At 71.8% G+C, this 23,531-nt stretch carries 21 protein-coding genes; 7 read left to right on the top strand and 14 right to left on the bottom strand.

Going from position 1 to position 23,531, the window contains the following annotated elements:
* Positions 1-137 precede the first annotated feature (137 nt).
* From purF to RR3_RS05910, 7 genes are all read right to left on the bottom strand, one after another.
* Positions 138-1,724 carry an amidophosphoribosyltransferase gene (gene purF / locus RR3_RS05940; RefSeq protein WP_010593852.1) on the bottom strand — a complete coding sequence of 529 codons (1,587 nt, stop codon included), beginning with the start codon at positions 1,722-1,724 and terminating at the stop codon, positions 138-140.
* Between the two features lie 116 nt (positions 1,725-1,840).
* A complete protein-coding gene (locus RR3_RS05935; RefSeq protein WP_010593851.1) occupies positions 1,841-2,227 on the bottom strand; it encodes a sterol carrier family protein in 387 nt (128 codons plus the stop codon).
* An 11-nt stretch (positions 2,228-2,238) separates the two neighbouring features.
* On the bottom strand, positions 2,239-2,922 hold the full coding sequence (locus RR3_RS05930; RefSeq protein ID WP_010593850.1) for a CPBP family intramembrane glutamic endopeptidase: 684 nt from the start codon (positions 2,920-2,922) through the stop codon (positions 2,239-2,241).
* Entirely contained in the window at positions 2,919-4,691 is a 1,773-nt protein-coding gene (locus RR3_RS05925; protein WP_010593849.1) for an alpha/beta hydrolase, read from the bottom strand. Before RR3_RS05925 ends, RR3_RS05930 begins: the two co-directional genes overlap by 4 nt.
* A gap of 3 nt (positions 4,692-4,694) precedes the next feature.
* The gene (gene purL / locus RR3_RS05920; protein ID WP_017680642.1) at positions 4,695-7,001 is read right to left on the bottom strand and encodes a phosphoribosylformylglycinamidine synthase subunit PurL; all 2,307 of its coding nucleotides are present in this window, start codon (positions 6,999-7,001) and stop codon (positions 4,695-4,697) included.
* A 65-nt stretch (positions 7,002-7,066) separates the two neighbouring features.
* Entirely contained in the window at positions 7,067-7,678 is a 612-nt protein-coding gene (locus RR3_RS05915) for a Uma2 family endonuclease (RefSeq protein WP_010593847.1), read from the bottom strand.
* Between the two features lie 69 nt (positions 7,679-7,747).
* Positions 7,748-9,046, bottom strand: coding sequence for a M18 family aminopeptidase (locus tag RR3_RS05910; protein WP_010593846.1), 1,299 nt, complete (start codon positions 9,044-9,046; stop codon positions 7,748-7,750).
* A 120-nt stretch (positions 9,047-9,166) separates the two neighbouring features.
* Here RR3_RS05910 and RR3_RS05905 point away from each other — a divergent pair, with 120 nt between their 5' ends.
* Positions 9,167-10,264 (top strand): ATP-binding protein, encoded by a 1,098-nt coding sequence (locus tag RR3_RS05905; RefSeq protein WP_228287179.1) that lies wholly within the window; start codon positions 9,167-9,169, stop codon positions 10,262-10,264.
* Positions 10,265-10,310: 46 nt separating this feature from the next.
* On the opposite strand, the gene RR3_RS05900 is transcribed toward RR3_RS05905, so the two are convergent.
* The 4 genes from RR3_RS05900 to RR3_RS05885 form a co-directional block, all read right to left on the bottom strand.
* Entirely contained in the window at positions 10,311-10,661 is a 351-nt protein-coding gene (locus RR3_RS05900) for a VOC family protein (protein ID WP_017680640.1), read from the bottom strand.
* Positions 10,662-10,721: 60 nt separating this feature from the next.
* Positions 10,722-11,087 (bottom strand): hypothetical protein, encoded by a 366-nt coding sequence (locus RR3_RS05895; RefSeq protein WP_010593842.1) that lies wholly within the window; start codon positions 11,085-11,087, stop codon positions 10,722-10,724.
* Positions 11,088-11,434: 347 nt separating this feature from the next.
* Complete coding sequence (locus RR3_RS05890; protein ID WP_017680639.1) at positions 11,435-13,504, bottom strand: copper-translocating P-type ATPase; 2,070 nt, start codon at positions 13,502-13,504, stop codon at positions 11,435-11,437.
* Positions 13,505-13,611: 107 nt separating this feature from the next.
* The gene (locus RR3_RS05885; protein WP_010593840.1) at positions 13,612-14,193 is read right to left on the bottom strand and encodes a DUF305 domain-containing protein; all 582 of its coding nucleotides are present in this window, start codon (positions 14,191-14,193) and stop codon (positions 13,612-13,614) included.
* Positions 14,194-14,367: 174 nt separating this feature from the next.
* On the opposite strand from RR3_RS05885, the gene RR3_RS05880 reads away from it, so the two are divergent.
* Genes RR3_RS05880 through RR3_RS05870 form a run of 3 tightly spaced genes read left to right on the top strand, consistent with a single transcriptional unit; the run spans position 14,368 to position 16,534 of the window.
* The gene (locus RR3_RS05880; protein ID WP_010593839.1) at positions 14,368-14,607 is read left to right on the top strand and encodes an SHOCT domain-containing protein; all 240 of its coding nucleotides are present in this window, start codon (positions 14,368-14,370) and stop codon (positions 14,605-14,607) included.
* Positions 14,604-15,416: a response regulator gene (locus tag RR3_RS05875; protein WP_017680638.1), complete on the top strand. Its 813-nt coding sequence runs from the start codon at positions 14,604-14,606 to the stop codon at positions 15,414-15,416. Before RR3_RS05880 ends, RR3_RS05875 begins: the two co-directional genes overlap by 4 nt.
* The gene (locus RR3_RS05870; protein ID WP_010593837.1) at positions 15,413-16,534 is read left to right on the top strand and encodes a sensor histidine kinase; all 1,122 of its coding nucleotides are present in this window, start codon (positions 15,413-15,415) and stop codon (positions 16,532-16,534) included. The genes RR3_RS05875 and RR3_RS05870 overlap by 4 nt, the downstream gene beginning before the upstream one ends.
* On the opposite strand, the gene purQ is transcribed toward RR3_RS05870, so the two are convergent.
* From purQ to RR3_RS05855, 3 genes are all read right to left on the bottom strand, one after another.
* Positions 16,501-17,178, bottom strand: coding sequence for a phosphoribosylformylglycinamidine synthase subunit PurQ (purQ, locus tag RR3_RS05865; RefSeq protein WP_003936545.1), 678 nt, complete (start codon positions 17,176-17,178; stop codon positions 16,501-16,503). The two genes, RR3_RS05870 and purQ, sit on opposite strands and share 34 nt — an antisense overlap.
* Positions 17,175-17,420, bottom strand: a complete 246-nt coding sequence (gene purS / locus RR3_RS05860; RefSeq protein WP_003936546.1) for a phosphoribosylformylglycinamidine synthase subunit PurS — start codon at positions 17,418-17,420, stop codon at positions 17,175-17,177. The genes purQ and purS overlap by 4 nt, the downstream gene beginning before the upstream one ends.
* Positions 17,421-17,534: 114 nt before the next feature.
* Positions 17,535-19,916, bottom strand: a complete 2,382-nt coding sequence (locus RR3_RS05855; protein WP_017680637.1) for a response regulator — start codon at positions 19,914-19,916, stop codon at positions 17,535-17,537.
* 181 nt (positions 19,917-20,097) lie between these two features.
* On the opposite strand from RR3_RS05855, the gene RR3_RS05850 reads away from it, so the two are divergent.
* From RR3_RS05850 to RR3_RS05840, 3 genes are all read left to right on the top strand, one after another.
* The gene (locus RR3_RS05850) at positions 20,098-20,406 is read left to right on the top strand and encodes a heavy-metal-associated domain-containing protein (protein WP_017680636.1); all 309 of its coding nucleotides are present in this window, start codon (positions 20,098-20,100) and stop codon (positions 20,404-20,406) included.
* Positions 20,407-20,473: 67 nt separating this feature from the next.
* Positions 20,474-22,714, top strand: coding sequence for a heavy metal translocating P-type ATPase (locus RR3_RS05845; protein WP_017680635.1), 2,241 nt, complete (start codon positions 20,474-20,476; stop codon positions 22,712-22,714).
* An 85-nt stretch (positions 22,715-22,799) separates the two neighbouring features.
* Positions 22,800-23,516, top strand: a complete 717-nt coding sequence (locus RR3_RS05840; RefSeq protein ID WP_010593832.1) for a hypothetical protein — start codon at positions 22,800-22,802, stop codon at positions 23,514-23,516.
* The last annotated feature ends 15 nt before the right edge of the window (positions 23,517-23,531 follow it).

The following is a 23,531-nucleotide window of genomic DNA, read 5'->3' as shown; positions in this document are numbered from 1 at the left end:
GTATCGGCATCGCTGCCGGGCACGCGAACGCACGCCGAAGCCCGCCGATCGCGCACCTCAAGGTACCCGACCGGGCCGGACCGCCGACGCGCGACGACGCGAAACCGGGGCCGCCGTCCTCGCGACGGCGGGCGGGTCTAGGGACGGCTCAAGGCGTCCGCGTTGTCGTTGTCGAGCGCCGGCGTGGCCCCCGCGGCCCCGCCGAGCATCCCTTCGAGCACGTTCTTCCCGACGGCGTGCTCCTTCGGCAGCGCGATCGGGTAGTGCCCGTCGAAGCACGCGGCGCACAGGCGCGAGGCGGGCTGCTCGGTGGCGCCGATCATCCCGTCGATCGAGATGTATCCGAGGGAGTCCGCACCGATCGACCGGCGCACCATCTCCACCATCTCGTCGAAGTCGTGCCCGGTCCGTTCGGAGGCGTCGCGGGTGCCGCCGCCGTTGGCGATCAGCTCGGCCGGGGATGCGAAGTCGATGCCGTAGAAGCACGGCCACTTCACCGGCGGCGACGCGATCCGCACGTGGATCTCGAGCGCACCGGCCTCGCGGAGCATCCGGATCAGGGCCCGCTGGGTGTTGCCACGCACGATCGAGTCGTCGACCACGACGAGCCGCTTGCCGCGGATGACCTCGCGCAGCGGGTTGAGCTTGAGCCGGATGCCGAGCTGGCGGATGGTCTGGCTCGGCTGGATGAAGGTACGGCCCACGTAGGCGTTCTTCATCAGGCCCTGGCCGTAGGGGATCCCCGAGCCCTGCGCGTAGCCGACGGCGGCGGGGGTGCCCGACTCCGGCACCGGAATGACCAGGTCCGCGTCGACCGGGTGTTCCTTGGCCAGTCGCCGGCCGATCTCCACGCGAGTGGCGTGCACCGAGCGGCCCGCGATCGTCGAGTCCGGCCGCGCGAGGTAGACGTACTCGAACACGCAGCCCTTGGGCTCCGGGTTCGCGAAGCGGCTCGAGCGGACGCCGTCGGCGTCGATGGCGAGCAGCTCGCCGGGCTCGATGTCGCGCACGAAGGACGCGCCGACGATGTCGAGCGCGGCGGTCTCGCTGGCCACGACCCAGCCGCGGTCCAGGCGGCCCAGGCACAGCGGCCGGATTCCCCACGGGTCGCGCGCCGCGTAGAGCGTGTGCTCGTCCATGAAGGTCAGGCAGAAGGCACCGCGCAGGGTCGGCAGCAGCTCGAGGGCCGCCTGCTCGACCGTGCTGTCGGCGGCGGCGTGCGCGAGCAGCGCGCCGACGATGTCGGAGTCGGTGGTGGCCGTGACCGCCCGCCGGTCGTCGCCGAGGCCCAGTTCCCGGGCACGCTGGGCGAGTTCGGCGGTGTTGACCAGATTGCCGTTGTGGCCGAGCGCGACGCCGGTGCCGGCCGCGGTCGTGCGGAAGATCGGCTGGGCGTTCTCCCAGGTGGTCGACCCGGTGGTCGAGTAGCGACAGTGCCCGATCGCGATGTGCCCGGACATGGCGGCGAGGGTCTGCTCGTCGAAGACCTGGCTCACCAGCCCGAGATCCTTGAACACGAGGACCTGAGAGCCGTCGGCGACGGCGATACCGGCCGCCTCCTGCCCCCGGTGCTGCAGCGCATAGAGGCCGTAGTACGTGAGCTTGGACACATCCTCGCCCGGAGCCCAGACTCCGAAGACTCCGCACTCCTCACGAGGTTCGTTCTCGGGTTCCTCGGCTGCGAGGAGATTACGTGTGTGAACCGACAGATCGGCACTGGTCACCGGGGTGCTCCCTGGGGGCTGGACAAAAGAGAGGCAAGGCCATTCTACGGGTCGGCCGACGATGCCCCGCTCCGACGGGTCACCGGGGCCTCCTCCGCCGTTCCCAGCCCTTGCGCTCACAACCGCAACAGCGGCATCCAGTGCGCGATCTCCGCGGCACGGCTCCCGGACGCGTCCAGCGATCCCGCGGCGGCGGCGTCGGCGAAATCGACGAGTCCCGTGACCAGACGAAGCCACGTCCGCGGGCCGGTCTCGACGACGTTGGGCGGGGTCCCCCGGGTGTGGCGGGGCCCCTCGATGCACTGCACCGCCACGAACGGCGGCACCCGCACCTCGACGCTGGATCCGGGCGCCGCCTGCTCCAGGGCGCGAGCGGTCAGGCGCACCGCCGCCGCGAGGTCGGCGCGGACCGGTGCGTCGACCGTCTCGTCCCGCAGCCACGGACCGACCCGCAGGACGGCGGCGCGGAGCTCGGCGGGGTCGACGGGTTTGCGCGGTGCCACGGCGAGCCAGCCTAGCTACGCCGGGCGGCGTCGTCGTCCTCGGCGGGCAGTCCCGCCAGCCGCACCGCCACGGCCCCGCCGACGTTGAGTGCCAGGTGCAGCAGGGCAGGTGCGAGGACGCTGCCGCTGCGGCGGCGCAGCCGGTCGAAGACCACCGCCGAGAGTCCGGTGACGAGCACCGTGCCGAGCACGTGATGACCGGCGTCCCGTGCGGGCTGCACGTGCCACAGCCCGAACGCCGCCGCGTGCAGACCGGACCCCGCCGTGCCCGGACCGAGCAGCGCCGTGAGAACGCTGCGGAACAGCAGCTCCTCGGCGGCGACGGTGCCGAACGGAATGTGCAGCCCCACCCATTCGTAGAAGTCCTCGCGTTCGGCACGGGCTTCGTCGACGAGCCGGGCCCGCAGCGACGGGACGGCGAGCATGCCTGCGTACGCGGCCAGCGGGACGGCGGCGGCGGCCAGACCCCACCGCGCGCCGGACACGAGATGCCGCGGATCCAGTCCCAGCATGCCCCGCTCGACGCCCGCGGCCCGGGCCGCGAACACCGCGGCGGTGCCGACGGTCGCCGAGAGCACGGCGCGCCCGCGCGGCCCGATCCGGGTGGCAGGCAGCACCGCGCCCCAGCCCACGACCGCCGCGGCGACCGCCGGACCGAGCCACGGCCGGCGGTGACTCCGTCCCGGCCGGCTCACTTCTCCGGTCCCTGCAGATCGTCGATGACGGTCAGCGCGAACCGCACCCGCTCGGTGTCGGCCTCGGTCCAGCCGTCGGGCGCAGTGACCGCGATCCAGCCGTCGAGCACCGTGGTGCCGTAGTTGTGACCGTGCCCGTCGGGCACCCCGGCGGCGTTGGTCAGATCCGCCGAGACCTGCCAGAAGGTCACGAACGGGAACCAGCGCATCTGCGGAAGCCGGTCGGGGCCGGGCGGTTCGGACAGCCAGTCCGGCCGGCTGACGATCAGGTCCGGGGACCACCACACCACCGGATCGGACGCGTGCTGCAGGTACAGGATCCGGGGGAACAGCCACGGGGTGTCGGGCTCCCCGATCGACGCGCGGTCGTCGGCGAAGCGCACCACCAGGCCGTCCGCGTACACCGGTTCGACCTCGGTCGTGCCCGGGTCTCGGCGGTCGACGAGCTGGCGCCACAGGCGGTTCGAGTTGGGCGGGCCGACCCACAGGACGCCGTCGACGGTGTCGCGGATCGCGGCGACCGTGCCGAAAGCGCCCTCCCCCGACTGGGTTCCGAGGCTCTCCCCGTACACATACAGCTCCGGCCGATGCTCGGCGGACTGGGCGAGCCACCGGTTGTGAACCCGATCGATGAGCATGTCGCCGGCGGCCGCGGCCTTCTCACGGTCGGCGAGGAAGGAGATCCAGCTCGGCATGTACGAGTACTGCCACGCGACGAGGGCGACGTCGCCGTTGTGGACGAGCTCCATCATCATCGCCGCGGTCGGATTGACCCATCCCGTTCCGGTGGTCGGGATGATCACGAGCACCTCGCGGTCGAACGCGTCGGTGCGTTCGAGCTCGTCGATCACGACGTCGGCACGCGCCTCGGGGGTGTCGGCGGTCTCGAGTCCCGCGTAGACCCGGATCGGTTCCCGGGCCGGGACACCGTTGATCGCGGTCAGCTCGGCGGCGTCGAGACCTCGGCCGACGAAGTCGCGCCCCTGGTAGCCGAGGGTGTCCCACGCCGCGAACGACTCGGGGCTCCCGGACTTCTCGGGCACGAGCGGCTGCGTGACTCCCGGCCGGGTCTCGTTGTTGTGGATGCCGAACACCCAGTTCAGTCCCGCGTAGGCGCCCCGGGCCAGCACACCGTCGATGAGCATGAACACCACCAGCACCACCAGCAGCGCACCGAGCGAACGCGCGGCCCCCGGCGGTATGCGCAGACGCCGCACCAGCTGCCACGCGACGATCCCCGCGAGTTCGCGCAGGCCGCGCCAGGTGGCGATCAGGGTGAGCGCGACGGCGGCGGCGAGCACCAGGGTCCGCAGATACCCGCTGGTCGTGGTGCCCTCGGCGTTCATCAGCGCGGCCAGCTGGCGTTGCTGCCGCGACGCGAACACCAGCGCCACCAGCGACGCGAGCACGGCGGCGACCGGGACCGCCACCTTGATCGCCCGCAGCACGGGCAGCGGCGGTGGCCACCACGGCCGCTTCGCCAGCAGCCGGTTGCCGGCCCAGCCGACGGCACATCCCACCCCGTAGCCGATGGCGACGTTGATGCCGCCGATCAGCCCCTGGAACAACCAGTCGCGAGGCAGCAGCGACGGAGTCAGCGACCAGCAGAAGAACAGGGCCGCGAAGGCGATGCCGGTGAAATCCAGGCTCAGTGCCCCCCACACCTGGGCGGTGTGGGGGTGGCGGTCACCGAATTCGGTGACCGCGTCGATGATCCGGCCCTGCCGGGCCTCTATCGACGCCAGCCGATCGACCTGGGAACCGACCATCGCTCACCCGAACAACGCCGGAAGTGTGCCCTCGTAGACCTCGCGCAGTTCGGCCGTCGTGACCGAGAACAGACCCTGCACCTCGACGGAGTCGGAGCCCTCGTCGACGACCCCGATCCGCACCCACGGCATGTCGCGCGCCGTGCACATGCCGGTGAAGCGGGTCTCCTCGGTGCGCGGCACCGCCACCAGCACCCGGCCGGCGGACTCGGAGAACAGGGTCACGAACGGGTCCGCGTCCTCCGGCAGCAGGATCCGGCAGCCGGTCTCGCCGGCCAGCGCGGCCTCGACGACCGCCTGCGCGAGACCGCCCTCGGACAGGTCGTGGGCGGCGGAGACCAGGCCGTCGCGCGAGGCGGCGGTGAGGATCTCGGCGAGCAGCCGCTCCCGCTCGAGGTCGACCTTCGGCGGGACGCCACCGAGGTGATCGTGCTCGACCTGCGCCCAGATCGAGCCGTCGAACTCGTCGCGGGTTTCCCCCAGCAGGATGAGCGTCTCGCCCGGCTCGAGGCCGAGGCCGGTGGGGATGCGGCGGTGCACGTCGTCGATCACGCCGAGCACGGCGACGACCGGGGTCGGCAGGATCGGAGTGGCCCCGGTCTGGTTGTAGAAGCTGACGTTGCCGCCGGTGACGGGAATGCCGAGCTGCGCGCACCCGTCGGCGAGACCGCGCACGGCCTGCTGGAACTGCCACATCACGCCCGGATCCTCGGGCGAGCCGAAGTTCAGGCAGTTGGACACGGCCTTCGGGGTGGCACCGGTGACGGCGACGTTGCGGTAGGCCTCGGCGAGGGCGAGCTGCGCGCCGGCGTACGGGTCGAGCTGGGTGTAGCGGCCCGAAGCGTCGGTGGCGAGCGCGATCCCGCGGCCGGTCTGCTCGTCGACGCGGATCACGCCCGCGTCGGCGTGCTCGGCGAGCACCGTGTTGCCGCGGACGTAGCGGTCGTACTGCTCGGTGATCCACTTGCGGCTGCACAGCTGCGGCGAGCCGATCATCTTCAGCAGGGTCGCCTTCAGTTCCTCGGGCGCCTGCGGCCGCTTCAGCCCCGCGGTGGTGTCCGCGACGAGCGCGTCCTGGGACTCCGGGCGCTGCACCGGGCGGTGGTACACCGGGCCCTCGTGCGCGACGGTGCGCGGCGGCACGTCGACGACGGTCTCACCGTGCCAGTCGATGACGAGCCGGTCGCCGTCGGTGACCTCGCCGATCACGGTGGCCAGCACGTCCCACTTCTTGCACACGGCCATGAAGGCGTCGACGTTCTCCGGTGTCACGACGGCGCACATGCGCTCCTGGGACTCGCTCGAGAGCACCTCGGCGGGGGTCATGCCGGTCGCGCGCATCGGAACCCGCTCGAGCGCGACGTGCATGCCGCCGTCGCCGGCGGCGGCCAGCTCGGAGGTCGCGCAGGCGAGGCCGGCGCCGCCGAGGTCCTGGATGCCGACGACGAGCTTCTCGCGGTAGAGGTCGAGGCAGCACTCGATGAGCACCTTCTCGGTGAACGGATCCCCCACCTGCACCGCCGGCAGCTTCTTGCGGGACTTCGAGGGGCCGGCTTCCTGTCCGGAACCGGATTCGTCACCGTCGAAGGTCTCCGACGCCAGGACGGACACGCCGCCGATGCCGTCGAGGCCCGTGCGCGCGCCGAACAGGATGATCTTGTTGCCCGTGCCCGACGCGAACGCCAGGTGCAGGTCCTCCGTGCGCATCGCCCCGGCACACAGCGCATTGACCAGGGGGTTGCCGGCATAGGAGGCGTCGAAGACGGTTTCGCCGCCGACGTTGGGCAGGCCGAGGGAGTTGCCGTACCCACCGATGCCGCGGACCACGCCGTCGACGACGCGCCGGGTGTCGTGCGCGTCCGCGGCGCCGAAGCGCAACTGGTCCATGACCGCGATCGGACGGGCACCCATCGCCATGATGTCGCGGACGATGCCGCCGACACCGGTCGCGGCACCCTGGTACGGCTCGACGTAGGACGGATGGTTGTGGGACTCGACCTTGAAGGTGACCGCCCAGCCGTCGCCGATGTCGACGACGCCGGCGTTCTCACCGATGCCCGCGAGCATCGAGGCCCGCATCTCGTCGGTGGTGGTCTCCCCGAAGTACCGCAGGTGCACCTTGGAGGACTTGTAGGAGCAGTGCTCGGACCACATCACCGAGTACATGGCCAGCTCGGCATCCGTGGGACGACGGCCCAGGATCTCCCGGATGCGGGCGTACTCGTCGTCCTTCAGTCCCAGCTCACGGAAGGGCTGGGCGACTTCGGGGGTTTCGGCGGCGTGGGTGACGGTATCCACCTGCGGTGACACTGGGCGTCGGGTCCCTTCACTCTGGGATCGAAACGGCAGGCCGGGCGCGCGCTGCCGCGGCCAGTCTATCCGGGTGCACGCCCGGCGCCGTCCACCGGTGCGGACCGCTGGGGCGGCCGCACCGCCGTCAAGGCGTCGAGGTCCACGCTCACGCGGTGCCCCGCGACCGGGAGCGTCACCTTGCCCGTGTACTCGCCCTCGTAGCGATACCACCCGTCGTCGAGCACGAACACCCCGAGCGTGGCGGGCTCGACGAGGTCGATCATCCAGTACACGGGGATACGGGCCTCGGCGTACTCGGAGAACTTGGTGACGCGGTCGGTGCGGACGGAGCCCTCGGCCATGACCTCCACCACCAGCCGGACGTCGGTCCCCGTCGCGCGGTCCGGATCGGCATCCACCAGTGCGCGGTCGACGACGATGCCGTCCGGGCAGCGCACCGTCAGCGGGGTCTCGGTGAGCAGCACCTCCACGTCGCCGAGCACGGCGAGTTCCTTCGGCAGCTGGTCGGCGAGCTGGGCGACCAGCCCGAACGCGACGTGCTGGTGCAGGTACCCGGGCCGCGGCGACGCCGACAGGACCCCCTCGCAGACCTCGACGTGGAACTGTTCGTACTCGGGCAGTTCCGCCCATTCGGCGAGGGTCAGCAGATGGTCGGGGAACGACGGGCCGGTCACAGGATCACCACCGTTCGCGGTCGGGCGTGTTGTCCCCTCAGTCTGGCACCGGATGCCGCACCGTGCCGGTCAGTTGGGCGGAGTGAGGAACGCCTCGAGCGCGCGGGCGTACGCGGTGACGTCCTTCGTTCCCATGAGTTCGCGCGCCGAGTGCATCGCGAGCTGCGGGGCCCCGACGTCGACGGTCGTCAGTCCGGTCCGGGAGGCGGTGATGGGGCCGATCGTCGAACCGCACGGCAGGTCGGCGCGATGCACGTAGCGCTGCAGCGGCACTCCGGCCTGCTCGCAGGCGAGCGCGAAGGCAGCGGCGCCGGCGGCGTCGGTGGCGTAGCGCAGGTTCTGGTTGACCTTGAGCACGGGGCCGCCGTTCACCGCGATGCGGTGGGCGGGCTCGTGGCGGTCGGGGTAGTTCGGGTGGGTGGCATGAGCCATGTCTCCGGAGGCCACCACCGAGCCGGCCATCGTCCGGAGGAAGTCCTCGCGGCCGCCCCCCCGGGCCAGCACGACCCGTTCGAGCACGGTGGTCAACAGGTCGGAGAACGCCCCGCGGTCGGACATGCTGCCGACCTCCTCGTGGTCGAACAACGCGAGCACCGGCGCCGGGCCACCGTTCCCGGCGACGTGGCCGACGGCCGCGAGCAGCGCCGCGGTCCCGGCGTAGCAGGTGCCCTGGTTGTCCAGGCGCGGCGCGCTGAGCAGGTCCGCATCCGCCCCGATCAGGGTGGACGGGGCGAGATCGTGGGTCATCAGCTCCCAGCCCAGGATCGCGTCGGCCTCCACCTCGACGGCCTCCGCGAGGAAGGCGAGGAAGGACCGCGGCGCGGTGCCCACTCCCCACACCGCGTTCACGTGGCGCTGCGGATCCAGTTGCACGCCCTTGCGGTCCTCCGACAGGTGGATGGCGAGTTGCGGCACGCGCAGGATCGGCCGATCGACGCGCACGAGGACGTCCTCGGCCCCGGTGCCGGTCCGTACGGTGAGCCGGCCGGAGATGCCGAGATCGCGGTCCAGCCACGAGTTCAGCCAGGCTCCCCCGTACGGTTCGAGGCCGACCAGCTGCCAGCCCGCCGAGGTGAGGTCCGGATGCTGCTTGACCCGCAGGTTGGGGCTGTCGGTGTGCCCGCCCACGATCCGGAACGGGCGGGCGGGGTCGCCGTCGGCGCCTTCGGTGCTCCACGCGATCAGCGAACCGCCCCGCAGCAGGTAGTAGCGGCCGGGCTCGCTCGGCCACACCTCGGTCTCGGTGAGCTGCGTGAAGCCCGCGTCGGCGAGAGCGGCGGCGACGGTTGCGCACACGTGGAACGGCGACGGCGACAGATCCACGAAGTTGCACAGGCCCTGGGCGTCGGCGGCGGTGGTCGTAGGCATGGGTGCATCCTCGCACCGCCCGCACCGCTATACACCGCTAAAAGCACCAAAAGAACTAAAAGGAGCTAAAAATCCGGCTACGCTGGCCGGGTGCGGAACCCGTTCAGACCGTCGTTCGGGGTGACGCCGCCCCTGCTCGTGGGGCGCGGCGACCTGGTGGAGGACTTCGGCGCCTCGCTCGACGACGGTCCGGGCGCGCCCGGACGCGCCACCCTCTACACCGGTGCACGCGGGGTCGGGAAGACCGTGATGCTCAACCAGGCCGAGGAGCAGGCCCGCCGCCGGGGCTGGCTGGTGATCTCCGAGACCGCCACCCCCGGGCTCGTCGACCGGCTCACCCGCGAGCACCTGCCCCGGCTGCTGCACGAGCATCGCGACCCACCGGCCCGGCGCCGGCTGACCGGCGGGTCCGTCGCCGGGGTCTCGGTGAGCTGGACCGACGTCGCGGAGGGCCGGCCCGAGGCCGGCTTGCGCCGGCAGCTCGAGGAGCTGACCGGCATCCTGGCCGGCCACGGCACCGGGCTGCTGATCAGCGTCGACGAGATGCACCGCCGGCGCAGTGGCGACCTGCGCGAGCTCGGCGCCGTCGTCCAGCACGCGTTCCGGGAGGAGCGGGAGCTGGCGTTCGTCGGCGCCGGCCTCCCGGCCGCGGTGAGCGACCTGCTGAGCGACGACGTCGTCACGTTCCTGCGCCGCGCCGACCGGCACGTCCTCGGCCCCGTGTCCCTCGACGACGTCGCCGAGGCGATCCGCGTCCCCGTCGAGGAGTCGGGACGTTCGATCGCGGACGAGCAGTGCCGCACGGCCGCGGCCGCCACCGGCGGATATCCCTTCCTGATCCAGCTGGTGGGCCACAACGTGTGGCGCCGCCGTCCGGACCGGGAACACATCACCGCCGAGGATGTCGCCGACGGCATCGCGGCCGCCCGCCGGCGGATCGGCTCGCTCGTGCTCGAGCCGAGCCTGGCCGATCTGTCGCAGATCGACCGCAGCTTCCTCGTCGCCATGGCGGTCGACGACGGTCCCAGCCGGATCGGCGACGTCGCACGACGCCTCGGAGTGAACGGCACCTACGCCAGCCAGTACCGGCTCCGGTTGATCAACGCCGAACTCGTCGAACCCGCCGGCTACGGCCGGCTCGACTTCACCATGCCCTACCTGCGCGAGTACCTGCGCGAGCATGCCGCCTCGATGGGCGTGCCGCCCCGAGAAGGGTGAGACGTCAACGCTCTTCCGGAGAACCTCGACGCTCTTCCGACAGACCTCAGGGGGTGCTCGCCACGCAGAACTGGTTGCCGTCCGGGTCGGCGAGCGTCACCCACCGGAACCCGCCCATGTCCTGGCGGTGCACCTCGCTCGCACCCGCCTCGACGAGCCGGCTCACCTCGGCGTCGAGGTCGGGCGCCACCAGGTCCAGGTGGATCCGGTTCTTGCCCGGCATCGGATCCGGAACCTTCTGGAACCCGAGTTTCTGTGGAGTGCCGGGCATTCCGACGACGAAGAACCAGCCCTCGTTGTCCTGTTCGATCCGGCCGCCGGTCTGTTCGGCCCACCACGTGGCGAGCGGACCGGGGTCGGCGCTGTCGAAGGTGATCATGCCGATGTTCAGTGCCATGGCCGGGACGGTAACGGACGGGGCCGACAACGTTGCGCCGCAACGGCACCGGGTACGCCGTCAGCAGGCGGCGCGAACGAGTTGGGTGATGCGGTCCACCTGCTGATCGGTGGGGGCGACCGCACCGTTGGTGGACAGTTCGGCGACGTTGTCGCGGATCTCCTCGTCGCTCGCACCGTCGTCGATCAACGGACAGGTTTCGGTGACGATCGCCTCGATGGAGGCATCGTCCCTGCCGTCGGCCAGGTTCGGGTATCCCGTCCGGAACGTCGCGACGAACGTCCCCAGCTTCGCCGCGTCGACGGCACGTTCGACGACGCTGGAGGCGACGCTGCCGGCCGGGCGGGTCGTGCTCGCCGGCGCCGACGTCTCGTCGTCGGATCCACAGGAGGTGAGGAGGAAGAGGGCGGCGACCGCCGCCACCACAGCAGTCCGAGTCTTCATGGTTCGAGCGTGACACGCCGGGACGTTCCCGTGCCCCGGAAAGGCGGAATTCGCGGCGGACCGCTGCGCTCGGGCACGTTCCGCCCCGGCGGCCGGACAGCCCCGAGGCCGGACAGCCCCGGGGAAAGATGCGTAATGCTACTCGAGACACGGACCGCGACATGCGGCATAGTGGTGCCCGGCACGGCCGATCGGGGGATTCGGCAGTGCCGGCCGGAGCCGGTTGGGGGCCGCTCCGGACCGGAGAAGAAGGGGCCCCGCCGCCGATCGGGACGGCGACGGGGTCCCTTTCTCGTCATGTTCTCTCGCCACGCCGGACGACGATCGGGTCAGCTCCCGGCTGCGATCTTCGCCGGATCCAGCTCCAACCGGCGCAGCAACTGCGCGTTGAGCGCCACGACGATCGTGGACACCGACATGAGCACCGCGGCGACCGCGGGCGGCAGCACCACCCCGGCGAAGGCCAGCACACCGGCCGCGAGCGGCACCGCGACGATATTGTACCCGGTGGCCCAGACCAGGTTCTGCCACATCTTGCGGAAACTCGCCTGCGACAGGGCGATCACCGACAGCACGGCACGCGGGTCGTCGGCGGCCAGGACCACCCCGGCCGACTCGACGGCGACGTCGGTGCCCGCGCCGATGGCGATGCCGACGTCGGCGCGGGCCAGGGCCGGCGCGTCGTTGACGCCGTCGCCGACCATCGCGACGCGGTGCCCGCGGGCCTGCAGCTCGGCGACCTTCGCGTCCTTGTGTTCGGGCAGCACGTTCGCGAACACCTCGTCGATACCGAGGTCGGCGGCGACGGCGTCGGCCACCTGGAGCGCGTCCCCGGTGATCATGGCGACCTTCACTCCGCGTGCGTGCAGGGCGTCGATCGCCTGCCGCGACTCCTCGCGCACCGCGTCCTCGAGCGCGACGGCCCCGAGCACAGCACCGTCGCGCACGACGTGCAGCACCGACGCCCCGCGCGCGATCCAGGGTCCGGTCGCGGCCTCGACGTCGGCGGGAACGTGCGCCCCCAGGTCCGCGAGGACGGCCGGACCTCCGACGAACACGGTGGCCCCGTCCACCACGGCTCGCACCCCGCGTCCGGGCAGGGACCGGAAGTCCTTCGCCGGCACCGCGGCCCGGCCTCCGGCGGCGGCAACGACGGCGCGGGCGACGGGGTGCTCGCTGTCGGATTCGACGGCGGCCGCCAGGGCCAGCAGGTCGTCCTCGGTGGTGCCGGCGGTGGCGACGACGTCGGTGACGACGTGCCGGCCCTGGGTGAGGGTCCCGGTCTTGTCGAACAGGACGACGTCCACGCCGCGCATCCGCTCGAGCGACAGCCGGTCCTTGACGAGTACGCCGGCGCGGGCGGCGCGCTCGGTCGAGATCGCGATGACGAGCGGAATGGCCAGGCCCAGCGCGTGCGGGCACGCGATGACCAGGACCGTGACGGTACGGACGACGGCCTCGTCGAGGTTGCCGAGCAGCGTCCACACGGCGAAGGTGAGGACACCGGCGAGGGTGGCGAAGTAGAAGAGGAAGGCGGCGGCCCGGTCCGCGAGCGCCTGGGCTCGGGAGGACGAGGCCTGCGCGTCGGCGACCATGCGCTGGATGCCGGCGAGCGCGGTGTCCTCCCCCACCGCGGTGATGCGCACGCGCAGTGCACTGTCGGTGGCGATCGTGCCGGCGACGACGGTGTCGCCGACGGCGCGGGGCACGGCGCGGGACTCACCGGTGATCATCGACTCGTCCACCTCGGCGCGGCCGTCGACGACCGTCCCGTCGGCCGGGACGCGCGCACCGGCCCGCACCAGGGCGACATCGCCGACGGTGAGGTCGCCGAGCGGGACCGGCACCACGCCGTCCGCGGTCACCTTCTCGGCCGTGTCGGGCAGCATCGCGGCCAGGGCGTCCAGCGCGCGCGACGCCGAGCCCAGCGCCCGCATCTCGAGCCAGTGCCCGAGCAGCATGATCACGATCAGCAGCGCCAGTTCCCACCAGAAGTCGAGGTCGAACCCGCCCAGCCCGAGCGTGGTCACCCAGGACGCCGCGAACGCGACGCTGATGGCCATGGCGATGAGCAGCATCATTCCGGGCCGGCGGTCGCGCAGCTCGTTCCACCCGCCGACGAGGAAAGGGCTGCCGCCGTAGACGAAGACGACCGTGCCCAGGACGGGCGAGACCCATCCGGCCCACGCGGCGTCAGGCAGCGGGTAGCCGAGCAGGTCGGCGAACATGGCGCTGAAGACCACGATCGGAACCGCGAGGACCAGGCTCACCCAGAATCTGCGCCGGAAGATCTCACCGTGCGGCCCGTGACCGGCGTGCCGGTCCCGGCTGCGCCCGGTGTCGTTCCCTCCGGGTGGCGCGGTGTGGGCCCCGTGTCCGTGGTGTGCGAGCTGTGTCATGGCTTTCGCCTCGATCCGTTTCCGTTTCCGTGGACCCTTCCATTGATACCCCCAGGGGGTATCAATGGAAGGGTTGGGGCGGTCACGATTCGGTCACGGCGGTGGAACTATTGCTCGAGCATGGCGCGCATCTCGTCGATCTCCGCCTGCTGTGTCGCGATGATCGACTCGGCGAGTTGCCGCGCCTCCGGGTTCACTCCCTCGGCCAGCTCGGTCTGCGACATCTCGATCGCACCCTCGTGATGGGCGATCATCATGGTCAGCCACATGCGGTCGAAGTCCATGCCGCGGGCCCCCATCATGGAATCCCACTCGTCGTCGGACATCATTCCCGGCATGCCGCCGGGCATCCCCATGCCGCCGTGCCCCATCCCGTCCTCGTCCGGTGCCTCCTGCCCCCACTCCGCGAGCAGCGACTCCATCTGCTCCATCTCGGGTTCCTGGGCGGCCTCGATGCGGGCGGCGAGGTCGATCAGTTGCGGATCCTCGCTGCGCTCGGGCACGGCCTGGGCCATCTGCACGGCCTGCGCGTGATGGGGGTACATCTCCTGCAGGAACTCGACGTCCGCGTCGGCGAACTGCGCCTGCGCGGCCGGAGCCGAGGTCTGGGACGTGCCCGGGGCCGACGTCCCTGCCTGTTGCTGCGGCTCGTCGCTGCCGCACGCCGCGATCACCACAGCCAGCGGCACCGCTGCCGCCGCCGCTACTACTCTCTTGTTCCACAACATGATTCGAACGTACTCGTCGTATCGGCCGGGTCCGGTGCCGCAGGCCCTGGCCCGGCCGGTCCTTCATCGAAACTTCATCGTCCGCAGGGCCCGCCCACATGCGGCGGCGCGCACACTCGTCACAGGAGGTGCGCGATGATGGGTTGGTACGGCGGCGCGGGCTGGGCCGCGGCCCTCGCGATGGGTGTGTTCTGGCTGTTGCTCGCCGGGGTGGTGGTGTGGGCGGTGATCCGGGCCGCGGCACCACCGGATTCCGGCGACGATGCCCGCCGGATCCTGGATCGGCGGCTCGCCTCCGGCGAGATCGACCTCGAGACCTACCGGACCCTGCGCGACGAACTGGACGCGCGGTCTCCGCGACGGATGCGGCGATGACCCGCATGCCCGGCACGCGAGGCACCCCCTCGGTCGCCGGGCAGAGCCATCCGGTCGCGCACCCGCTCCGCGACGAGGAACGGGCGGCCGTGAGCGCTGGGTACCCTGGCCGCGTGCACACCCCCGGCCCGCGCATCCTCGTAGTCGACGACGAAGCAGCCCTGGCGAAGGTGGTGGCCAGCTATCTCGAACGGGAGGGCTTCGAGGTCGCACTCGCCCACGACGGGCCGACGGCCGTCGCGCTCGCCCGGCGAACGGATCCGGTGCTCGTCGTGCTCGACCTGATGCTCCCGGGTTTCGACGGGATCGAGGTGTGCCGGCAACTGCGGACGTTCTCCGACGCGTACGTGCTCATGCTCACCGCCCGGGGCGACGAGGTGGACAAGGTCATCGGCCTGTCGGTGGGAGCCGACGACTACGTCGTGAAGCCTTTCGGGCCGAGGGAACTCGTCGCCCGGGTACGGGCGATGCTGCGCCGGCCCCGCAGCGGCACCGCGTCGGAGGCACCGCGCCGCATCGGCGGGCTCGTCGTCGATCCGGTGTCGCGCACCGTCTCGGTCGACGACGCACCCGTCGCGCTGACACGCACGGAATTCGATGTGCTGCTGGCACTTTCGGATCGACCGTCGGCGGCGCTGTCACGGCGGCAGATCATCGACGAGGTGTGGGGGCCGAACTGGTTCGGCGACGAGCACATCGTCGACGTCCACATCCGTGCGCTGCGCCGCAAGCTCGGCGACGACGCCGCCGCCCCCCGCTTCGTCCGTACGGTGCGCGGAGTCGGGTACGCGATGGAGGCCACGGGGTGAACCGGCTGGGACTGCGGGGGCGGCTGCTGATCGCGCAGTTGCTCGTGCTGCTCGTCGGGGCGGCGACACTCACCGTGGTCGCGACGCTGGTGGCCGCCCCGCTGTTCCACTACCACCTGGCCCACGCGGGTGTGGAGAACGCGCAGGTGCGCCTGCACACCGAGGAGGCGTTCGCGCAGGCCGGGGCGGTCGCGCTCGCCGCCGGGGCGGCCGTCGCGCTCGGGGCCGCCGCGATCACGTCCGTCGTCCTGATGCGCCGCATCACCGCGCCGGTGAGCCGGCTGGTCGAGGCCACGGGCCATGTCGCCCGCGGCCGCTACGACGTGCCGATCACCCGGTCCGGCGACGCGGACTTCGCCCGGCTCGAGAACGCCTTCGCCGACATGGCGGGCCGTCTCTACACCACCGAACTCTCCCGACGCCGGCTCCTCGACGATCTCGCTCACGAACTGCGCACCCCCGTCGCGACGCTCGAGGCCTACCTCGAAGGCATCGAAGACGACGTACTGCCCGCCGACGCCACCTCGTGGCAGGTGATGCACGATCAGCTCGACCGATTGCGGCGTCTCGTGTCGGACCTGTCCGACCTCTCCGCCGCGGACGAGCACGCGCTCGACCTGCACCCCGAGGAGGGCGACCTCGCCGCGACGGTGGCGGCGTCGGTGTCGGCCGCGACCCCGCGGTTCGCCGACAAGCAGGTGGGACTCGAGGCGGAACCGCCCGAGGTGCTGCCGCCGGTCCGGTTCGATCCGCAGCGGGTCGCACAGATCCTGACGAACCTGCTCGAGAACGCCCTACGGCACACGCCGGCCGGGGGCCGGGTGGTCGTCACGTGCGAGCGCACGGACCGGGCGACCGTCCTGGTGCGGGTGCGCGACACGGGCGACGGCATACCCGCGGATCAGCTCGACGCGGTGTTCGAGCGGTTCCACCGGGTCGATCCGGCCCGCAGCCCCGGCGGCAGCGGCCTGGGCCTGACCATTGCGCGCAGCCTCGCCCGCGCCCACGGCGGCGACCTCACGGCCGCGAGCGACGGGCCCGGGCGGGGCGCCCGCTTCGACCTGACCCTGCCTACGAACGGGTGTCAGGCGGAGACGACCGCGTCGAGAACGCTGTAGAACATGCCGAGCCCGTCGTCGCTGGGGCCCGTGAGCGCTTCGGTGGCGTGCTCGGGGTGCGGCATCAGACCGACGACGCGTCCGTTCGCCGACGAGATGCCCGCGATGCCGCGCTGGGAGCCGTTCGGGTTGTCGCCGGCGTAGCGGAACACCACGCGGCCCTCGCCCTCCAGTTCGTCCAGCACCTTCTCCGAAGCCTGGAACCGGCCCTCACCCGACTTGAGGGGCACCAGGATCTCGGCACCGGCCTCGTAACGGGTGGTCCACGCGGTGTCGTTCGACTCCACCTTCAGCCACTGATCGCGGCAGATGAAGTGCAGGCCCTCGTTGCGGGTGAGGGCACCCGGCAGCAGACCGGCCTCGCACAGCACCTGGAAGCCGTTGCAGATGCCGAGCACCGGCATACCGCCCCGAGCGGCCTCGACGACCTTGCCCATGACGGGGGCGAAGCGCGCGATGGCGCCGCAGCGCAGGTAGTCGCCGTAGGAGAAGCCACCGGGCACGATCACCGCGTCGACTCCCCTCAGGTCGGCGTCGCCGTGCCAGAGGCTGACGGCCTCACCGCCGGCGAGTTCGACGGCGCGGGCCGCATCGATGTCGTCGAGCGTGCCCGGGAAGGTGATGACCCCGACGCGTGCACTCATGCGTCACCGTCGATCCGGCGCACGGTCCAGTCCTCGATGACCGTGTTGGCCAGCAGCGCCTCGGCGATCTTCTCGACCTCGGCGTCGCCGACGCTGCCGTCGACCTCGAGCTCGAAGCGCTTTCCCTGACGGACGTCGGACACGCCCGCGAAGCCCAGTCGCGACAGCGCCCCGACAATGGCCTGGCCCTGCGGATCGAGAATCTCGGCCTTGGGCATGACTTCGACGACGACACGAGCCACGTGCTGCTCCTCGGTAGTAGTGCTGGCGCCCGGGGACGGACACCGGACGCCCCGCAGTTTACCGGCCGACCCCGGGTGACCCGGAATCGGCAGGGCCGCACGCGGGCAGGTCCGTCACGGCTGCGGAGGCGGCTGCTCGGTGAGCGACGCCGTGAAGTTCTCGACGATCTCGGCCGCGAGCGTACGGACCTTCACGTTCGTCGCCTGGGACATCGCCGACAGCTGCGCGAATGCGGTGTCCGCGTCGACCCGGTGCGCTGCCATGAGCAGGCCGACGGCGCGGCTCGTGACACTCCGGGTATCCAAAGCGATCCGGAGCGAGGCGGCCTCGTGCGCACTCGCGGCGAGCAGCTCCTCCCGTAGCCGCGACATCTCCAGGTGCACCCGGACCCGCGCCGTGAGCTCGCTGGGATGAAACGGCTTGACGACGTAGTCGTCGGCACCGGCTCGCAGTCCCTCGACGGCGGACTCCGATCCGGCCCGGGCCGTGAGCAGGATCACCGGAAGCCGCGCCAGCCGTTCGTCGTCGCGCACGTCCTGCAGGAGCGACAACCCGCTCCGCCCCGGCAGCATGACGTCGGTGAGGAGCAGGTCGGGAAGCTCGGCCCGGATCCGCTCGAGCGCGGACTCGGCGTCGGCCGTGGCGTCGACGTGCCAGCCCTGGGCCGTGAGCAGACCGAGAAGGTGATCACGCATGTCCGCGTTGTCCTCGACGAGGAGGATGCACGGTTGTCCCTCGCGCGGGCCGGCTGCGGGCACCGCGACGGGCCGCCACGCCTCGACCTCTCCCAGGTACGCCGCGCCCGCCGAAGCCACGACGTCGTCCGCGGCGCCGGGCGCCGGCTGGGAGCTCGGCACCGCGGGCACCGTCACCGTGAACACCGTCCCGTGCGGGGCGACGTCGTCGACGGACACCGAACCACCCAGGGCGGCGACGAACTGCGCGACGAGGGACAGTCCGATGCCCGACCCCTCGCGGCTGCGGCCGGACCGGTCGCCGATCTGGTAGAAGCGGTCGAAGATCTTGCCGCGCTCGGCCTCCGCGATGCCCGTGCCCGTGTCGGCGACGCGCAGCACGAGGTTCGCCCCGTCACCCCGCAGGGTCACCGAGACCGATCCCGTCTGGGTGAACTTGATCGCGTTGGACAACAGGTTCAGCACGATGTGTGTCCACATCGTGCGGTCGATGGCCACGTACCGGCTCGGCACATCGTCGACGTCGACCTCGAGGGCGAGCCCCGCACGGTCCGCCGCGTCCCGGAACAGCTCGGCTCCGTCGCGCGTCACCGCGACGATGTCGGTGGGCTCGCTGTGCGCGGCGAGCCGGCCGGCGTCGCCCCGGGCGACGTCGAGGAGCATGTCGACGAGCCGCTGCAGACGCAGTGCGGCCCGCCGCGCCGCGGCCACGGCGGCGACCTGAGCAGGAGGCAACGCGGCGGTGTGCTCGTCGAGCAGGGTCTGCAGCGGGCCGAGGAGCAGGGTCAGCGGGGTGCGGAACTCGTGGCTGACGTTCTCGAAGAACCGGCTCTTGGCGGCGTCGAGCTCGGCGAGCTCGGCCGCTCGCCGGCGTTCGGCCTCGTAGGCCTGCGCATCGGACAGCGCCGTGGACACGCGGACCGCGACCATGTCCAGGAACACCCGGTACTGCTCGTCGAGCTCGCGGAACCGGCTCGTTCCGAGGACGAGTGCACCGGCCGGGCCGCCCCCGGAGACCGGGAGGGGCAGGACCACCGCGGTGTCGCGGTCGGGACCGAGGTCCGCGACGGCCTCGGCCTTGCCGGACCCGGCCACCCGTGCGATCACTTCCGACAGGTCCGACACGACGCCGGGGGCGGCGCCGAACTCGGCCACCGTCACCATCACCCCCTCGCAGCACAGGTGGGCACTGCCGAACGGCAGATCGTCCTCGTGACCGCCGAGCAGACCGAGCGCGGCCCGGCAGGCGTCGTGGGCGGTGGCCGTCTCCGTCATCGCGAGCTGGCCGAGTTCCCGCAGGACGGCGGCCCGGCGCTCGGCGAGCACCTGCTCGGTGACGTCGGTGGTGGCGACGAAGATGCCGGCGACCGTGCCGTCGGCGGCGCGGACGGGGCTGTAGGAGAACGTCCAGTACGTCTCTTCCGTGTAGCCGAAGCGGTGCATGAACAGTTGCATCCGCTCCGACAGGGTCGGCTCCCCACGCTGCGCCTGGGTGACGAGAGCCCCGATGACGTCCCAGATCTCTTCCCAGCACTCGGCGGCTCGCTGGGCCGCCGCCGCCGGGAACTTCTCCCCGAGCAGGGGCCGGAAGGCATCGTTGAAGATCTGCACCAGCTCCGGCCCCCAGCACAGCAGCATGGGCACCCGGGACGGGACGACGGTCCGCACGGCCGCCGTGAGTTCGGGGGGCCAGGTGTCGATCGGTCCCAGCTGGGTCGCCGCCCAGTCGGCGTCGCGGTGGACGGTCGCGGTGGGGTCCGGCCCCGGGAACAGGGTGCGGGCCGAAGTCTCGTCGTCCACCTCGGTGCCTCACATCGTGCGTCGTTCCTGTCGGAGCTTCTCAGGATAGAGCGGGCCCACCCGAGCCTCCGCCCGGGCGGTACGCACGATTCCGGGAGTCTCGGGGAAAGGACCGTCCCGGACTGGCGGAGTTATACCCCTAGGGGGTATAAAGGAAGCACACGACCAGAGGAGGATCGCGATGACCCGGCTCCTGCCCCTGACCGACACGGCCGGCGGCTGCCGCTGCGCCGACCACCCGACCGGACCGAGCAGTGAGGATCCCCGAATGAACACCCAGGCCTTCCCCGTCGTCGGCATGACCTGCGGCCACTGCGCCGGGGCCGTCACCGAGGAACTGCGCGCCCTGCCCGGCGTCGAGGACGTCCACGTCGAACTCGTCGCGGGCGGCGTCTCCACCGTCACCGTGACCAGCATCGACGGCCTCGACGACGACGCCGTCGCCACCGCGCTGGACGAGGCCGGCGACTACCACCTCGCCCCGCAGTGAACTGCGACGACACTGCGACGACCCAGCGACCCACCGACGACCCGTCGACTCGAGAAGGGACCCGTCCATGACCACGGACGAGATGGTGCACGAGGTAGAACTCTCGATCGGCGGCATGACCTGCGCTTCCTGCGCGGCCCGCATCGAGAAGAAGCTCAATCGGATGGACGGGGTGACCGCCACCGTGAACTATGCGACCGAGAAGGCCAAGGTCGCCTACGCGGACGGGGTCGCCCCCGACGACCTCGTCGCGACGGTCGAGGCGACCGGCTACACCGCCGCCCTGCCCGCGCCGCCTCGGGACGAGGAGACCACCGAGGCCACCCCCGAACCGGACGAGGCTGCGGCCTGGCGGCAGCGCCTGACCGTCTCCGCAGTTCTCACCGTGCCGGTGGTACTGCTGTCGATGATCCCGGCCCTGCAGTTCGACAACTGGCAGTGGCTCACCCTGACGCTCGCCTCCCCCGTCGTCGTGTGGGGGGCGCTGCCCTTCCACCGCGCCGCCTGGACCAACGCCCGGCACGGCGCCGCCACGATGGACACCCTCATCTCCGTCGGCGTCACGGCCGCCTACCTGTGGTCGCTGTGGGCACTGTTCTTCACGCACGCCGGCATGACCGGCATGCGCATGTCGTTCGATCTGCTGCCCACCGGCGACTCCGAGCCGCACATCTACCTCGAGGTCGCCGCCGCCGTCACCACCTTCATCCTCGCGGGACGCTACTTCGAGGCCCGCGCCAAGAGGCAGTCGGGCGCGGCGCTGCGGGCACTGCTCGACATGGGCGCCAAGGACGTCGCGGTGCTACGCGACGGTGACCTCGAAACCCGGATCCCGATCGGCCGACTCGCCGTCGGCGACCGGTTCGTCGTGCGGCCGGGCGAGAAGATCGCCACCGACGGCGTCGTCGTCTCGGGCACGTCGGCGGTCGACGCGTCGATGCTCACCGGCGAACCCGTGCCGGTCGAGGTCGCGCCCGGCGACCAGGTCGTCGGCGCCACCGTCAACGCCGGGGGCCGCCTCGTCGTCCGCGCGACCCGCGTCGGCGCCGACACCCAGCTCGCCCAGATGGCACGCCTGGTGACCGAGGCGCAGAACGGCAAGGCCGAGGTGCAACGGCTCGCCGACCGGGTGTCGGCGGTGTTCGTCCCCATCGTCATCGGACTGTCGCTGCTCACCCTCGCCGCATGGCTGCTCACCGGCAACTCGGTGACAGCGGCGTTCACCGCGGCCGTCGCGGTGCTGATCATCGCGTGCCCCTGCGCGCTGGGTCTCGCGACCCCGACCGCGCTGCTCGTCGGCACCGGTCGCGGCGCCCAGCTCGGCATCCTCATCAAGGGACCGCAGATCCTCGAATCGACCCGCCGCGTCGACACCGTCGTGCTCGACAAGACGGGCACCGTCACCACCGGCCGCATGGCCGTCGCGGCCGTGCACACCGCCGACGGTGAGGACGACGGCGAGGCACTGCGCCTGGCCGGGGCACTCGAGCACGCTTCCGAGCACCCCATCGCGCGCGCCGTCGCCGAGCGGGCCTCGGCCACCGGCGCTCTCCCGACCGTGGAGAACTTCGAGAACCACGGTGGCCGAGGAGTTTCCGGTGTCGTCGACGGTCACGCCGTGCTCGCGGGCCGACGGTCGTGGCTGCGCGACGAGTGGTCGCTGACCGCCCCCGAATCGCTGCGGCGCAGCGCCGACGACGCCGAGGCCGAGGGCCGCACACCGGTGTGGATCGCCTGGGACGGACGCATCCGGGCCGTCGTCGTCGTCTCCGACACGATCAAGGACACCTCCGCCGCGGCGATCGCGGAGCTGCGCGAACTCGGTCTGCGTCCCGTACTGCTCACCGGCGACAACCGCAGTGCCGCCGAGACCGTCGCAGCGCAGGTCGGCATCGACGAGGTGATCGCCGAGGTCCTGCCCGCCGACAAGGTCGACGTGGTTGCGAGGCTGCAGAACGAGGGCCGGGTCGTCGCCATGATCGGCGACGGCGTCAACGACGCGGCCGCCCTCGCCCAGGCCGACCTCGGGCTCGCGATGGGCACCGGCACCGACGTCGCGATCGAGGCCTCCGACCTGACCCTCGTGCGCGGCGACCTGCGGGCCGCGCCCGACGCGATCCGGCTCGCCCGCGCGACGCTGCGCACCATCAAGGGCAACCTGTTCTGGGCGTTCGCCTACAACGTCGCGGCCCTCCCGCTCGCGGCGCTCGGGCTGCTCAACCCGCTGATCGCGGGGGCGGCGATGGCGTTCAGTTCGGTGTTCGTGGTGAGCAACAGCCTGCGGCTGCGGCGGTTCAGCCCGCGCTGAGCCGGCCCGGGCGAGGCCGACGCGGTGCTGCCGGGAGTCGTCGATTCCCCGGCGGCGCCGCGTCGCGCTGTGTCACGCTCGACGCATGCAGTCCGAGCCGGACCCGCTGCTGCTCACGGTGCGCAACCTCGCCCGCTTCCACCGCGAGCACGAGAAGTTCTATTCCGAATCGCCCTATCACGACGTGATCCGGCTCCAGCGCAGCTCCCGTGCCCTGAAGGCCCTCGCCGAGCGGTGGTCGGTGGTCGCACCGGCCGACGACACGTCGCCGAGCCCGTTCGCCGGGGCACCCGACCTCAACGACGACCGCGCCACCGAGACGCTCGGCATCCTGTTCATGGAGGGCGGCGGCGAACCGGCGGAGATCACCCGGCTGAAGACCGACCTGCGCGCACTCGCCGAGGCGAGCCGGACGACCGGGCAGTGGCTCGCGTCCGCCATGGCGACGGCCTGGGACATGCTCGAGGCACTGCTCACATACCCGGAGCTGGCGGACCTGCTCGCCGAACGGCACCGGATCGTCTCCCACGACTGGCAGTGCGCGTCGACGACCGAACTCGTCGCCCGCCACCTCGACCGGGCGGTCGCGATCCTCGAGCGGGTGGACTTCGCTCCCACCGCACTGCGGGCGGACCTCGCCGCCGACCGTATTGCCCCGCGCTACCTCTTCTCGGCCGCGGAGATGCTCGACCACGCCTCGGATCTCGCCGCCCACAGCGCCGTGCTCACACACGAGAACGAGCGTCGCTGGCGGATCTTCCACGAGCGTGTCGAGCAGCTCGTCGCCGGCACCGACCGGTAGGGGCACTCGGCGGTC

The organism is Rhodococcus ruber NBRC 15591 (assembly GCF_001894945.1).
Classification (GTDB): Bacteria; Actinomycetota; Actinomycetes; order Mycobacteriales; family Mycobacteriaceae; genus Rhodococcus; species Rhodococcus ruber.
The sequence above is the reverse complement of the archived record's forward strand: the minus strand, read 5'-3'. Positions and strand labels throughout refer to the sequence as shown.

Bases quoted from the DNA above. Each gene is read 5' to 3' on its own strand.
- RR3_RS05840 (WP_010593832.1), top strand. From the start codon at position 22,800: ATGCAGTCCGAGCCGGACCCGCTGCTGCTCACGGTGCGCAACCTCGCC.
- RR3_RS05910 (WP_010593846.1), bottom strand. From the start codon at position 9,046: ATGCCTACGACCACCGCCGCCGACGCCCAGGGCCTGTGCAACTTCGTG.
- RR3_RS05845 (WP_017680635.1), top strand. From the start codon at position 20,474: ATGACCACGGACGAGATGGTGCACGAGGTAGAACTCTCGATCGGCGGC.
- RR3_RS05900 (WP_017680640.1), bottom strand. From the start codon at position 10,661: ATGGCACTGAACATCGGCATGATCACCTTCGACAGCGCCGACCCCGGT.
- RR3_RS05890 (WP_017680639.1), bottom strand. From the start codon at position 13,504: ATGACACAGCTCGCACACCACGGACACGGGGCCCACACCGCGCCACCC.
- RR3_RS05925 (WP_010593849.1), bottom strand. From the start codon at position 4,691: ATGGTCGGTTCCCAGGTCGATCGGCTGGCGTCGATAGAGGCCCGGCAG.
- purQ (WP_003936545.1), bottom strand. From the start codon at position 17,178: ATGAGTGCACGCGTCGGGGTCATCACCTTCCCGGGCACGCTCGACGAC.
- RR3_RS05850 (WP_017680636.1), top strand. From the start codon at position 20,098: ATGACCCGGCTCCTGCCCCTGACCGACACGGCCGGCGGCTGCCGCTGC.
- RR3_RS05875 (WP_017680638.1), top strand. From the start codon at position 14,604: ATGACCCGCATGCCCGGCACGCGAGGCACCCCCTCGGTCGCCGGGCAG.
- RR3_RS05880 (WP_010593839.1), top strand. From the start codon at position 14,368: ATGATGGGTTGGTACGGCGGCGCGGGCTGGGCCGCGGCCCTCGCGATG.